The organism is Kouleothrix sp. 19917 (assembly GCF_057073505.1).
The window spans coordinates 5,137,444-5,149,776 of sequence record NZ_CP097099.1; the positions used below are offsets into that span (position 1 = coordinate 5,137,444).

Sequence of the window (12,333 nt, forward strand, 5' to 3'; positions counted from 1 at the left end):
GGTTTGAAGGTTGCAGGTTGGAAGCGCCGACTGCCGACTGCCGACTGCCGACTGCCGACTGCCGACTGCCGACTGCCCACCGCTGCTGCGCGGATCGTGCCACAGAATGCGGCGAGGTGCAAATGTGCGTGCACAGAAACAAAAAGACATGGCGCGTTTGCCATGTCTTCTTGCAGATGCCTTGAGCTACTTTGATCTTTCGCGAAGGCTTCACAAAGCCAGGAATATTCTGACTTCTGAATCCTGACGACTGACTTCTCCGCTAGTAGTCTGACGATCTCACATTCCCATTGCCATTTCCATTCCCATTCCCGTTGCCATTATCATTCCCATTCCCGTTGCCATTATCATTCCCATTCCCGTTACCATTGCCGTTCCCGTTGCCGTTCCCATTCCCATTTCCATTTCCATTATCGTTGCCGTTGCCGTTCGTGTTGCCGTTTGTATTACCATTCGTGTTGCCATTCGTATTGCCGTTCGTATTCGTGTTGCTGTTCCCATTGATCGCAATCACAAACGGCAAATACACTTGCGGCTCGATGGCGGCGAACACCTGAACTGCGCCAATGCCAACCATCAGCGCAACCCACACAATGATTGCGGCGCGCACCCATCCGCGCTTCCGAAGCAGCCCCTTTGGGCGATTGTTGCTGGGCATGGTTTTCTCCCTCCTTCATTTTGTCCCCTGAATTGCGAAGATCACCGCATCATCGTCGCGATACACCTCACGCATCTGCGGGTCGTGCGCAGCGCGGCGCAGGAAGTCGCGATGCTGATGATCTGAAAGAATATACGTAGCACCAAAGTCATTCTGAATCGCTTTTGCGAAATTCTCGCCCCGGCCCTGCGTGAGCGCCACCCATTCGTCGTAGAGCGCCGGGTTCGCAGCCTGCATAAAGGTGGGGTCGAGGCCAACGAGGTAGCGGTTGTGCTGGTTGTAGAAAAACAGGCGCGGGAAGTCGTCCCAGTCGGTCTGGAAGACCATGCTGCCCGGCGGGGAGTGCGCGCCCAGCCACTCGGCAGCCGCGCGGTAGGTGCTGACCGGCACCGATTGCGCCATTGCCTGCCGCGCCGCGCCCAGGCTGCCACCCAGCGGCGCAACCAGCGTGCCAGCCACCAGCAGCGTGGCCCAGCGCCCACCCGGCCAGCGCAGCTCGCGCAGCAGCGCGGCGCAGCTCAGCGCGGCGAAGATCAGCGCAAAGGGTGGGAAGTATTCGACAAAGCGCCGGGCGCGGAACAGCATCAGGCCGAACACAATGCTCAGCAGCAGCGCCACGAGCGTGGCCCGGTCGATGCGCTGCCGCTGCCAGCCCAGCGCCAGCGCACCCAGCAGCCACAGCAGCAGCGCGCCGCCCGCATTTTGTGCCATATCCCAGGTGCTGTACGGGTACCACTCGCTGCCCACCGAGGTGTTGGGCTGGCCGAATTTCGGCGCAAGATGCCCCACAATAAAAACAATGTTTTCGGGGAAGTAGGGGTTGATCACGATCCCCAGCGCGATTCCCGCCAGCGGATAGGCCAATGCGCGCCATTCCAGCCGCCGCTCGGTGGTAAATGTTGCAAGCACCACAATGCTTGCTACTAGAATCAAGAGCGGGAAGGCGTTGTACAGCCAGACATACCCGAATCCAAGCGGCAGCAACAAGGCGTAGCGCCGCCGCAGGAGCCAGTGCAGCGCCAGCACCAGCACCAGCAGCGAGGCCGCCTGCGCACGCGGCATGCTCATGCGGTACAGGAATGCATGCGAGATTGCGCAGGTGCCGATCGCCCACAGCGCCGCGCCCGGCACTTTCTGTGCGGCCAGCAGCCACCAGATCGCCAGCCCGGCCAGCGCGGGCATCAGCACGCTCGCCAGCTTCGCGCCCGCAAGCATCTGCTCGGCTGTGCCATCGCCCACAAACAGCGCCAGGTAGGCGTGGAACAGCATGTGGTGGTCGTAGAATGCGCCGGGCTTGAGGATGGTGAGCGGCAGCCAGAGGAATTCCACCCGCAAGCCTTCGCTGCGCATCAGCGCGGCCATGCGCATGTGGTAGTAGCCGTCGTTGTCGGCCAGGTGGGGCGTGCCAGATTGCACAAAGGCGAAGCACGCCAGCAAAACGCTGAAGACTATTGCGGCAACAAGGGCATGGCGCGCAATGCCCCCTTCACTCCACCACGCTGCCGTGCGCACGCGGGACCGCTCCGTGGCGGGGGAGACTTGCATGAATGTGTTTCTCCATTAGGTTTGCAGGTTGGAATGTTCCAGGTTTGAAAGTTCCAGGTTACAGCCGACTGCCGAAAAGTTCACCACAGAGGCACAGAGGCACGGAGGTTTTGATGGTTGCAGGTTGCAGGTTGCACGTTCCAGCTTACTGCCAACTGCCAACTGTTTAGTTCTGCGGCTCTTGGTTCTGCAGTTCTGTGGTTCTTCTCGCCCTTCGAGTCTTCGTGCCTTCGTGGTTACGGTTCTCGGTTCTTGGTTCTTTGGCCCTTCGTGTCTTGGTGGTTACGGTTCTTTGGTTCCGTGGTTCTGCGGTTCTTCTCGCCCTTCGAGTCTTCGTGCCTTCGTGGTTCCTGGTTCTTCTCGCCCTTCGAGTCTTCGTGCCTTCGTGGTTCCGTTCTTCGGTTCTTGGTGTCTTGGTGTCTTGGTGGTTACGGTTCTTGGTGTCTTGGTGGTCTGGGCATATAGCAATACGCCCTTCGTTGGTCCTGCGGCCTCAACATTCAAACCTGCAACCTGCTACCTCGCTCAATCACCCTGCCGCCAGCGGAACAAACACCTGCCCTGCCGGCGTGTAGCGCAGCCCCGTCACCACAATCTCCACTTCCTTGCCGTCGGTGGGTGGGCTGCCGCCAAACAGCCACAGGTTCAGGTGCAGCGGCACCGGGCGCTGCGGGATGTCCTGCGCGAAGGTGCTGAGGCGGAATTCCCAGCGCGCAAACTCGTTCGCGTCGCCGTCGGTGTGGCCATGCAGGCTTTGAAATATGATCGCGTCGTGCGACCACTGGAAGCGCTGGGTGGTATATGTGCCATTCAATGCGAACTCGAAGGTGTGCGAGGTGCGGTCGCGCCCAAGCTCGGCTGGCCAGACGGTATAGTTGCCATTCGGGTTGGCGGGCGTGCCCCAGCGCGCAAACTCAATATCGATCTCGTTGGTCGTATCCGGCCCCACGTCGTCGGGCGGGTAGGTGAACAAACCCAATACCACATTGGGGTCGAGCTTGTCGATTGCGCCGTCGAGCTGGAACTGGTAGGTGCCGAAGCCCAGTCGCTCGGTGGTTTCGAGCTCGGCGCAGGTCCACGCGCCATTCGCGTGCGCGATCTTCAGGTGCAGCGCGCCATTGCCGTCAACCCAGACGTTGCTGGCGTCCCAGGTGTTCGGCCCAGGCCCGCCGCTGCCCACGCGCACCCGCCAGGTGTAGCCCGCGAACTGCAGCATCGCGGCCGGCGCAGAACCACGCGCGGCCGGCGCGCAGCACGCCAGCGCAAGCAGAAGTAGTGCGAAGAGTGGGCGCAGGAATATAGGTTTCAAGGGCAACAGAATATTACGTTCCAGCTTGGGGAGCGACCTGCACATGAGGGTAGGCGCGAATCTTCTCATCGAGCGTAACCAGAGGGCTACTATACACTCGCGCAGTTGCTACTATCATCTGATCAGCAGGATCACGATGAAACGTTCCAGGCAGCTGCGTCGACTCAACTGCTATCCGGGGGGTGAGTTCAAGCAGTCGCACACCCGGATATAAAAGTGCTTGTTCGAGCCATTCGCCAACGGAAACTGGCAAGCTCAAACGGCCATATTCGACCAACTTGGCAACCTCCCAGCACGATATAGCACTGATGCCAAGCCCCGCACTCTCATTATCTTGAATATATACCATATATTCAGACGGGAGTTTAGCGTCGCCGTGGACCCACCAGACCCAGATATGTGTATCGAGCACAATCATGCTGCTGCATCCCAATCAGTATCTGCAATTGGCTCGGTGGGATCGATATATGTAACTGGCAGGCCACGCAAGGGGTAGTTTTGCTTAGCGCGTTCTGGCGGCGATTGAACAATGACGATCACTTCGACTTTTTCGCCAGCCTGAAGCGGCAGATCGCGCAAGGTAAGCGTGCCATTGTGTAGAATAACTGTTTCCTGGCGATAGGCTTGCATATGCTCTGCCTCCACTTTGACAGGTGCAGCGGCGAACCGAACGCTGATATTGCCATCACTGGCATTGTGATTCGCGCCTACTGTTTATAGAAAGTTTATTATCAGCCGGGATACGGTCAGTTCAACGATACCCAGTATATCACAGCAAATTGAGCTAAGGCAGTGCATCCGGATAACAAGCAAGAAGCTCGTGCAAAGTTGAAGAAGTGAGCATCCTAAACATAGAGGATTCCCCCTGCGCAGCCGCGTATCGAAGGGTACGGAGGTTGGCGCGTACCCTTCGATACGGCCCTTTGGGCCTACTCAGGATGCGCTTCTCGTGCATACGCCCATTCGCGGCGCGCAGAAGCGTGTTAGCGCGGCGTCTTTCGCCCTCCGCAGCGCAGAAACGCCCGTCGCAGCCATGTGGCATACCTGTTGCGCACATGCACCATAGCACCCTGAGTGCGGCGCAGCCGTGTATCGAAGGGTGCGGAGATTTGGCGCGCACCCTTCGATACGGCCCTTTGGGCCTACTCAGGATGCGCTTCTCGTGCATACGCTCATTCGCGGTGCGCAGAAGCGTGTTAGCGCGGCAGCTTTAACCCTCCGCAGCGCGAAAATATCCGCCCTCCGCATATCATACCTTGCTGCGCATATGCACCACGGCACCCTGAGTGCGGCGCCAGCGAAGTTTTCGCTGTTGAGCTTCCAGGAAGCTCAGGCCAGTGCTGCGTCAGCCTGATCACCACATCAGCTTCCTGGAAGCTTGCCCTGGCGTAGCAACGAATAGTGTTGGCACATGGCAGGCTGTGCAGCGGCGTATCTAAGGGTGCGGGGGTTAGAGCTTCTCACTGCGTGCGGCCGCCTGCCCACAACTCCTGAGGTCAGGCCCGTTGTCCGTCGTCGGCGGTCGGCCATCGACCGGCTGTTCGCGCTCAGCCCCGCCCAGCCAGAATAGTACTTTTGCACCGCCCAACCATCAACCAACTGGCCCGGCATTCCTATGCCCCAAACCATACCCCTGCGCTATTGTGCGCAGCAGGCCAGTACGATATCTTGTAGTCGGTTGTGTTGCCCCGGTCGAAACAAGCCCGCGCCCGGCCAGCGCTGGCGCGCAGGGCAAAAAAATGGCAGCACAGCAGGTACATGTCCTTTGGGGAAGCCTCCCCAATGCCCGATCAGCTGCGATCCATGCGCTGGGGAAACATCCCCAATGGTCGATCAGCTGCCCGCACGCACTGGGGAAGCACAAAAAATGCCCGCGCAGCTGCGATCCATGCATTGGGGAAACATCCCCAATGGCAGATCAGGCGCTCGCACGCACTGGGGAAGCGAACAACATGCCCGCGCAGCCGGCGAGCAGCCTGTTGTTTGCAGACGGGAGAGCCTATGACGATCAGCGGTCGCGGCAGGCACGCTGGGCGCGCAGCCGTGTATCAGCAAAACCACAGCATCTGCCCAGCCCGAACCGCCGCTCTGGCGGGCCACACCATTCAAGCAAACATCGCACAAGGAGAACAACTATGCCGCGAGGCGCACCCAGCATCGAAAAACAGCTTGCCGAAGCCCACGTCGTAATCACCAATGTGCGCGCAAGCGCCGAGCTTCAGGCCGCCCTGGCGGCTTTTGGCTATACCCCCGAGCGCATCGCCCAGGCCGAGCAGCTTCGCGACGCCGCCCGCACCCACTACCAGCAGAAGATCGCCGCCTATGGCGGGCTGCGCAGCGCCGCCGACGCGCTGAACGACACCGAAAAGCTGGCCCAGGCCGTGTACAAGCGCCACGTCAAGATCGCCCGCGTCGCGCTGGAAGATGATCGCGGCGCGCTGCAAGCGATGCAGGCGCTGGGGCCACGCAAAAACAGCCTCGCGGAGTGGCTGGCGCAGGCGCAGCAGTTCTACAGCGTCGCCCTCAACGATAGCGCTATTCAGATCAAGCTGGCCGAATTCAGCCTGACTCGCTCTGTGCTGCAACAAGGCGCAGATCAGATCGAGGCCGTCGCTACACGCCACGCCTCCAGCCTGCAGCAGCGCAGCACCGCGCAGGATGCAACCAGCGCCCGCAACAGCTCGCTGGCCGAGCTTGGCACATGGATGCGCGATTTCAAGACCGTGGCGCGCGTTGCGCTGCGTGGCCGCCCGCAACTGCTTGAGCAGATCGGCGTGCGGGCGTAGGCTATTTCAGCGAAACTTCGCTAGCAATGCACCACAGCGGCACCGAGCGCACAGCGTTTTTGACGAACGACGAACGACGAACGACGAAGAGCGAAAGAAAATGTACCACAGAGACACAGAGGCACGGAGGTTTTGTGTACAGGTTGCCGGTTTGAAGGTTTGCAGCTTGCAGCCTCAATCCCAAAACCCCAGACCCTAGACCCTCATGCGGTTGCAAGTTTGAAGGTTCGCAGGTTTGAAGGTTACTGCCGACCGCCAACTGCCTGCTGCTTGTATCACCCCGTCACCCTGTCATCTTGCCGCCCCATCAACCGCTCGGCTCGGGTATTTCTCCCGCCTTCTCCGTGTTCGCTGTGTCTCTGTGGTGCATACACACCCACATCCCTAGCCAAGTGCCTGCAGCGCACGCTCGACGCTCTCGGCCGGGCTAACCTTCACCTGCGCGTCGGCAATGCGGCCCTGCTCGTCGATCACAAAATGGCTGCGCGTCACGCCCATATACGTCTTGCCATACATGGATTTTTCGCCCCACACGCCATAGGCCTCGGCAATTGCGTGGTTCTCATCCACCAGCAGCGTAAAGGGCAGGTCGAATTTCGTTCTGAACTTCTGGTGCGACTTCTGGCCGTCGGGGCTGACGCCCAGCACCACCGCGTTCTTTTCCTCGATCAGCGGGTAATTATCGCGGAACCCACAGGCCTGCGTCGTGCAGCCGGGCGTATCGTCCTTCGGGTAGAAATACAGCACCACGCGCTTGCCCCGAAAATCGGCCAGCCGCACCGTCGCCCCGGTGTCGGTCGTCGTCTCGAATTCTGGCGCAAGATCGCCAATTGCCGGGCTTTCCATGGCCACATGCTCCTTCTCACAGGCAGGCGGCAGGCGCCGCCACGCGCCATGATAGCACATTGCCCGCCACAAACACCGCCTGCGAGTAACTCCCACCCGCCACCAAACGATATCTCTAAGGAGAAAATAGTATGTGACTTTCCTGCCACGCCCGCGTCTTCCCCATAGCCACCGCAGCGAGCGCCCTGGTCGCTGGTCTCAGCCGGCACGTGCTGGCCCTGGGTGCCGGCCCAAACCGGGCGTTGCGGGGGCGGGCGCGGAACCATGAAACGCGCAGGCCAGGTTCGCCTGCGCAACCCGCAACATACCTGCATGCAAACAGAAAACAGGGGAGTGCCGTGCCGCACATTTTGCTTGCTGATCCGGATCTGATGAACGCCAAGCTTACGTCCTTCATCCTCGCAGACGCCGGCCACACGGTTGGCATCGTGAGCAGCAGCAAGCGCGTGCTCGAATACATCGAGCGCGAGCACCCTGATCTCGTGATCCTCGACCGGCACCTGGCTGACGCGGATGGATTCGAGCTGTGCCGTCGCATCCGCTCATTCAGCATGGTTTCCATTATCTTTCTGTGCCGCCCCGGCAGCCTGGCCGAGCGCGTGCTGAGCCTGGAAAGCGGCGCCGACGACTATATCACCAAACCCTACGAGCCAAGCGAACTGCTCGCGCGCATTGCAGCCGTGCTGCGCCGCTACCAGGCTGGCATGAAACAGCACATCGCGCTGACCCGTGGCACGATCACACTCAACCCATCCGAGCGCATGCTCGACATGGGCGGCACACAGATCGAATTCACCCCGATCGAAAGCCAGCTGCTGCACGTCCTGATGCTCAACGCCGGGCGCATCGTCACCGATCAGACCCTGATAACAGCAGGATGGGGCACCAGCGCAAAAGGCCGCAACCTGCTCACGGTCTATATCTACCGCCTGCGCAGTAAACTGAAGCCCGAGCAGCCCGCCACGGCCCCAATTATTACCATTCGGGGGCAGGGCTATATGTTTGTGGAAGAAAATAATGTGGAAAATGCGCGTGAGGTTGGCGATGGCTGCCCGGCCTAGCTGCGCTTTTGATCGCCCAGCAACTGGTCGACCGCTGCCGAAAGCGCATCTACCTGGGCGTGAAGCGCGGTGATCTCGCGCCGGCTGGGGATTTCGTCGGCGGAATCGCCCTGTTCGTGCAGCAAGAGGTTGGCTAAGCGGCTTAGCTCAGCCGCGTCGATCTTGCCCGTGTCGTACAAATGATCGAGCCGCTGGCGGATCGCGAAGTCGGCCAGGTTCGTTCCGCCAAAGGTACTCATCAGCGTGCGCCCCACGCCCGCAATTCGGTCGCCGCCCGCCCGGATCAAACCGGTGAGCACCTGAGTTGGCAGGCGGTCGCTGCTGTTGCGCGCCTGAAGCACCACCTGTGTCAAAATCCCCGCAGTGATATCGTCGCCGGTTTCGTTATCGAGCACCTGCACGGGCTCACCGGCCTGAATAAGCGCGGCGATGCCTTCCAGGGTAATATATTGCTTGCGGTTGGTGTGGTAGAGCTTGCGGTTCGCATATTTCTTGATCGTCTGCATGGATCACTCTCGATCTGGTAGGGTTCTTCGCGCAGGTATTATAACACCCCCGCCCTGCCAGCGCGGCGCAACGCACAGCGCGGGCCGGCAATGCCGGCCCGCGCTGTGTTTCAAAGTCGCGCGCCACCTGGCGCACACACGAATTTCTACTCGTTGGCCTTCTGGCGGGCCTGGCCCTTCAGCTCTTCGGCGCGGCCCTCGGCCTCCATCTGCTCGTTGTCGATCAGATCGCCCGCCGCACCCTTGATCTTGCCCTTCAGCTCTTCGCCCGCGCCGCGCGCGCGCTCCGATGCCTTGGCGGCTTCCTGGCGGGCCTGGCCCTTCAGCTCTTCGGCGCGGCCCTCGGCCTCCATCTGCTCGTTGTCGATCAGATCGCCCGCCGCACCCTTGATCTTGCCTTTAATCTCTTCGGCTTTGCCTTTAATGCGCTCATCAGTCATGGTTCGGGCTCCTCTCTCTATCTATTGCTATCGCCGTTGATTGCCGAGCCCCCACGGTGGGCCGAGCGATGTGCTCGGGAATTGCTCGGGTATGGCAAGAAGTAAAGCACGAAGCGTGCCATGCCCAACAATTGACAAATCGCCCACCTCCGCTATTATTGCCCACGACCACCGCCACCAGAGAATGGAGCATGTCAATGACGAACCTGCCAATTGCCGCACAGCTGTACACCGTGCGCGACCAGATGGCGCAAGACTTCACCGGCACGCTGCGCGCCGTCGCCGGCATGGGCTACGATGGGGTCGAGTTCGCCGGGCTGTACGACCAGCCGGCCAGCGAAGTTCGCGCCCTGCTGGATGAGCTGGGCCTGCGCGTCAGCAGCAGCCACGTTGCGCTGAACCTGCTGGAAAACGCGCTCGACGAGACATTGGAAACCTACAAAACCATCGGCTGCTCGATCATCGTCGTGCCGTGGGTCGCCCCCGAGCGCCGCGACTTCGCCGCGCTGGCGGGGGTGCTTGCCCCGATCGCGGATCGCGTGCACGCCGCTGGCATGCGCCTGGCCTACCACAACCACGACTTCGAGCTGGCGGGTGATGCAGGCAACACCGGGCTGGATGCGCTGAAGAACAGCACCAGCGCCGAGCAGCTTTTGTTCGAGCTCGACTGCGGGTGGGTCTACAAAGCCGGCAAAAGTGTCCAGGCGCAGATCGATGCGCTGGCCGGGCGCTTGCCCCTGCTGCATGTAAAGGATGTGGACGCGCAGGGGAACTGGATCGAAGCGGGCAGCGGCGAGGTTGGCTACGCGCCGATTGTCGCAGCCGCGCCCGCCGCTGGCGTCGAGTGGCTCATCACCGAGCTGGATGTCTGCCCGCGCCCGCCGCTCGACAGCCTGCGCATCAGCCTCGACTGGCTGCGCCAGCAGGCGTAGTGCGCTTTCAGCGCAGGGAATAGGGGATGGGGGATAGGGACTGGTAATACAATGTCATGTCCCTGCCTTCCACATCGCGTTCCTATACGCACCAACAACGAAGGCACGAAGCATTTTGCAGCTTCGTGCCTTCGTGTCTTCGTGGTAAAGTTCGCTTCTCAGGCCGCCCGCTCCGGCACTTCGTACCTCTCGCGCAGTTCGCGCACGCGCACAAACTGCATTGCGCCAGCCTGCCGCACCATACCCTTCAGCTCCATCATCGCCAGCAGCGCCGACACCTCGGCCACGGGCAGGCCAGACGCGCGCCGCAGCTCATCGACGTGCTGCGGCTCGAACGAAAGGTGCGTCAGCAGCGCCGCCTCGGCCGGGTCGTCGGGGAAGGCGGCCTGCACCTCTTGCTGCACTTCCAGCGTGTTCAGGTTCAGCGCGTCCAGCACATCCTGCGCCCCTGTCACCATCGCCGCGCCATTGCGAATGAGCGCGTTGGTGCCCTGGCTCATGCGCGAGAAGATTGTGCCCGGCACGGCCAGCACCTCGCGCCCCTGCTCAAGCGCGAACTCAACCGTAATCAGCGCGCCGCTGCCGTGCGGGGCTTCCACCACCAGCGTGCCAAGCGAGAGGCCACTGATCAGGCGGTTGCGCACCGGGAACATTTGCGGGGTGGGCTTTGCGCCCAGCGGGAACTCGCTCACAATCGCACCCGACTCGCAGATCTCGGCAGCCAGCGCGCGGTTGCGCTCGGGGTAGACCAGATCAACACCGCATGCCTGCACCGCAATCGTGCGCCCGCCCTGCTCCAGCGCGGCGCGGTGCGCAATCGAATCGATGCCAATCGCAAGCCCGCTCACGATTGTCACGCCCGCGCCGGCGAGGTCGCCGGCCAGCCGCTGCGCCGCTTCCTTGCCATACGAGGTTGGCGAGCGCGTGCCCACCACGGCTACGCTCCACGCATCCACGGCGGCGAGCTGGCCGCGCACATACAGCAGCGGCGGCGCGCCCGGGATCTGCGCCAGAAGGGCGGGGTAAGCGTCGTGCTCGCGGGTGAGCAGCTGCACGCCCGCGCGCTCGGCACGCTCCATCGCCGCGTCGATGTCGATCGTGCGCTGGCCGGCGATCAGCGCCTGGGCGCTGCGCGCGTCTATCCCGGCCGCCAGCATATCGCCGGGCGTCGCGCGCCATGCGCCCTCAATCGAGCCGCACCGCTCGATCAGGCGGTCGAGCCGCGCCGGGCCGATGCCAGTCACAAGATTGAACGCCAGGTAAAAGCGGGTGTTGTCTGTCATAGTAGTTGTGGGGTAAAGGACGAACGGCCAGTTTTGAGTGCTGAATGCTAAATATTACATAGACGGCAGATGACCCGAATCACCAATTTCAAACTTCAACCTGCAAACGTGCAACATTCAAACCTGAGAAACTCTGCGTCCAGTATAGGCGTTCGCCGTTACCAGCCCGCCGCCCAACAACGCGCCATGGCACGAGTCTTGCGCGCTAGGAGCAGCAGAACCGCTGGCGTGTGCCAGGTGGACAGATCTGGCTGTGCCGCAGAACGAGAGTTTGGTATACTGAAGGAGACGAGATATGGAGCAGCAGAACCAGCCCATCGAGCAGCGCACCGCGCTGTTTGGCACGCTTGCCGGCGCCGAAGCCGCGCTGCACGCGCTCCAGGATGCCGGCACGCCCTACCCCGCCATTCGTATGGCGAGCTATGCCGCCACCGACCTTGCCGGCACCGCACTGGAAGGCCGCGCCAGCGCAGGCGAGCAGTTCTGGGCGCTCACCGTTACGCTCGACGACGCGTGGCGCGACAAAGCAATGGAAACCCTCAAGGCCAGCGAGCCATTCGCCATTGGCGCGCTGCCGCCCGACGACAACCGCGCCAACGACACTGAGCGCGGCGCAATTGCCTGGCGGCACTACGTGTTCGAGACCGGCGATGCCACCGACGCGGTGGGCGAGTATGCCGGCACCACCGGCAACACAGGCGTAATTAGCAGCGGCGTGTTTAGCGATGGCGCGCTCGCCACTGGCAACCCGCCGGTGCGTTCGCAGCCCGCCGCCGATCAGCGCCCGTCGGATGCGGGCGAAGAGCCGCGCAGCGACACCCTCCAGCAGGAAGAAGTCGGGCAGGGCCGCTCGCGCCCGCAGAATGAGCTAAAATAAGCAGCTGCGCTGCTGGCAGCAGATCGTTTTGGCGCCGGGCAGCGTAGTGTTAAAAAGGGAGAAACTCCAATCCGCGATTGTATGCGGTGA

Annotated in this window: 13 protein-coding genes; 4 read left to right on the plus strand and 9 right to left on the minus strand. The window is 61.7% G+C overall.

The genetic code is table 11. From position 1 onward, the window contains the following. Positions 1 to 262: 262 nt before the first annotated feature. The 5 genes from M1P90_RS20790 to M1P90_RS20810 all read right to left on the minus strand — a co-directional run bounded on the left by M1P90_RS20790 (position 263) and on the right by M1P90_RS20810 (position 4,142). Entirely contained in the window at positions 263 to 658 is a 396-nt protein-coding gene (locus M1P90_RS20790) for a hypothetical protein (RefSeq protein WP_483697212.1), read from the minus strand. A gap of 15 nt (positions 659 to 673) precedes the next feature. Further along, a complete protein-coding gene (locus M1P90_RS20795; RefSeq protein ID WP_483697214.1) occupies positions 674 to 2,203 on the minus strand; it encodes a hypothetical protein in 1,530 nt (509 codons plus the stop codon). Positions 2,204 to 2,732: 529 nt separating this feature from the next. Continuing rightward, positions 2,733 to 3,419, minus strand: a complete 687-nt coding sequence (locus M1P90_RS20800) for a glycoside hydrolase family 16 protein (RefSeq protein WP_483697215.1) — start codon at positions 3,417 to 3,419, stop codon at positions 2,733 to 2,735. 106 nt (positions 3,420 to 3,525) lie between these two features. Next, positions 3,526 to 3,930 (minus strand): type II toxin-antitoxin system VapC family toxin, encoded by a 405-nt coding sequence (locus M1P90_RS20805; RefSeq protein ID WP_483697216.1) that lies wholly within the window; start codon positions 3,928 to 3,930, stop codon positions 3,526 to 3,528. Next, a complete protein-coding gene (locus M1P90_RS20810; protein WP_483697217.1) occupies positions 3,927 to 4,142 on the minus strand; it encodes a hypothetical protein in 216 nt (71 codons plus the stop codon). Before M1P90_RS20810 ends, M1P90_RS20805 begins: the two co-directional genes overlap by 4 nt. 1,505 nt (positions 4,143 to 5,647) lie before the next feature. Here M1P90_RS20810 and M1P90_RS20815 point away from each other — a divergent pair. Continuing rightward, positions 5,648 to 6,298 (plus strand): PQLLE family protein, encoded by a 651-nt coding sequence (locus tag M1P90_RS20815; protein WP_483697219.1) that lies wholly within the window; start codon positions 5,648 to 5,650, stop codon positions 6,296 to 6,298. 384 nt (positions 6,299 to 6,682) lie between these two features. Here the strand turns inward: M1P90_RS20815 and bcp are convergent, their stop codons facing one another. Beyond that, positions 6,683 to 7,144: a thioredoxin-dependent thiol peroxidase gene (bcp, locus tag M1P90_RS20820; protein ID WP_483697221.1), complete on the minus strand. Its 462-nt coding sequence runs from the start codon at positions 7,142 to 7,144 to the stop codon at positions 6,683 to 6,685. A 338-nt stretch (positions 7,145 to 7,482) separates the two neighbouring features. On the opposite strand from bcp, the gene M1P90_RS20825 reads away from it, so the two are divergent. Beyond that, positions 7,483 to 8,205: a response regulator transcription factor gene (locus M1P90_RS20825; protein ID WP_483697222.1), complete on the plus strand. Its 723-nt coding sequence runs from the start codon at positions 7,483 to 7,485 to the stop codon at positions 8,203 to 8,205. Here M1P90_RS20825 and M1P90_RS20830 read toward each other — a convergent pair. Both M1P90_RS20830 and M1P90_RS20835 read right to left on the minus strand, forming a co-directional pair. Next, positions 8,202 to 8,711, minus strand: coding sequence for a polyhydroxyalkanoate synthesis regulator DNA-binding domain-containing protein (locus M1P90_RS20830; protein ID WP_483697224.1), 510 nt, complete (start codon positions 8,709 to 8,711; stop codon positions 8,202 to 8,204). The two genes, M1P90_RS20825 and M1P90_RS20830, sit on opposite strands and share 4 nt — an antisense overlap. Before the next feature lie 146 nt (positions 8,712 to 8,857). After that, positions 8,858 to 9,151: a CsbD family protein gene (locus M1P90_RS20835; protein ID WP_483697226.1), complete on the minus strand. Its 294-nt coding sequence runs from the start codon at positions 9,149 to 9,151 to the stop codon at positions 8,858 to 8,860. A 197-nt stretch (positions 9,152 to 9,348) separates the two neighbouring features. On the opposite strand from M1P90_RS20835, the gene M1P90_RS20840 reads away from it, so the two are divergent. Continuing rightward, entirely contained in the window at positions 9,349 to 10,083 is a 735-nt protein-coding gene (locus M1P90_RS20840) for a sugar phosphate isomerase/epimerase family protein (protein ID WP_483697228.1), read from the plus strand. Positions 10,084 to 10,241: 158 nt separating this feature from the next. Here the strand turns inward: M1P90_RS20840 and dprA are convergent, their stop codons facing one another. Next, complete coding sequence (gene dprA / locus M1P90_RS20845; protein ID WP_483697230.1) at positions 10,242 to 11,366, minus strand: DNA-processing protein DprA; 1,125 nt, start codon at positions 11,364 to 11,366, stop codon at positions 10,242 to 10,244. A gap of 295 nt (positions 11,367 to 11,661) precedes the next feature. On the opposite strand from dprA, the gene M1P90_RS20850 reads away from it, so the two are divergent. Then, positions 11,662 to 12,243, plus strand: coding sequence for a hypothetical protein (locus tag M1P90_RS20850; protein WP_483697232.1), 582 nt, complete (start codon positions 11,662 to 11,664; stop codon positions 12,241 to 12,243). Positions 12,244 to 12,333 lie beyond the last annotated feature (90 nt).